General features: G+C 71.0%; 1 protein-coding gene and 1 pseudogene. One reads left to right on the top strand and one right to left on the bottom strand.

The features are described from left to right. Positions 1-226 (top strand): FAD-binding protein (locus tag FJM08_RS08500; protein ID WP_140031741.1); only part of this gene is annotated, 226 nt, incomplete at its 5' end. Positions 227-345: 119 nt separating this feature from the next. On the opposite strand, the pseudogene FJM08_RS08495 reads toward FJM08_RS08500, so the two are convergent. Continuing rightward, a pseudogene (locus tag FJM08_RS08495) lies at positions 346-562 on the bottom strand (PE family protein); the annotation flags it as partial.

Below are 562 nucleotides of genomic sequence, written 5' to 3'. Positions count from 1 at the left end.
GGCGATGTATGCCGGATTCACTCTGGGCGGGCTGGCCACGTCGGTGGACGGTCAAGTACTGCGCGACGACGGCGCGGTGGTGGCCGGCCTGTACGCGGTCGGGGCATGCGCGTCCAATATCGCCCAGGACGGCAAGGGATATGCCAGCGGGACCCAGCTGGGTGAGGGGTCGTTTTTCGGGCGTCGCGCCGGAGCGCATGCGGCAGCCCGAGCGCAGGGCATGTAAGCCTCCTCGCGCCGCGACTGGGAATCCTGCGACGCGACACGCCGACAAGGCGTCGTGAGATTCACAGTCGCAGCGCGGCTTCAGGTAAGACGCCGGGAGCGCGGTAGCCGGCCTCCCGGCTACGGTAACCCGTTCATCCCGTTCTTACCCAACAGCCCGCCGGCACCGCCGGTGCCCGCGCTGCCGTTAGGTGTGCCACTCCCGGCGTTGCCGCCGTTGCCGCCGTTGCCGACCAGGATGGCACCGCCGCCAGCGCCGCCGTCACCGCCCTTGGCACCGGTGCCGTTTCCTCCGGCGCCGCCGTCACCGCCGTCGCCGATCAGCCCGGCTTTGCCG

It is taken from the genome of Metamycoplasma equirhinis (assembly GCF_006385185.1).
Lineage (GTDB): Bacteria > Bacillota_I > Bacilli_A > Mycoplasmatales > Metamycoplasmataceae > Metamycoplasma > Metamycoplasma equirhinis.
Note: the sequence above shows the minus strand (reverse complement) of the source record. Positions and strands in the feature narration are given on the sequence as shown.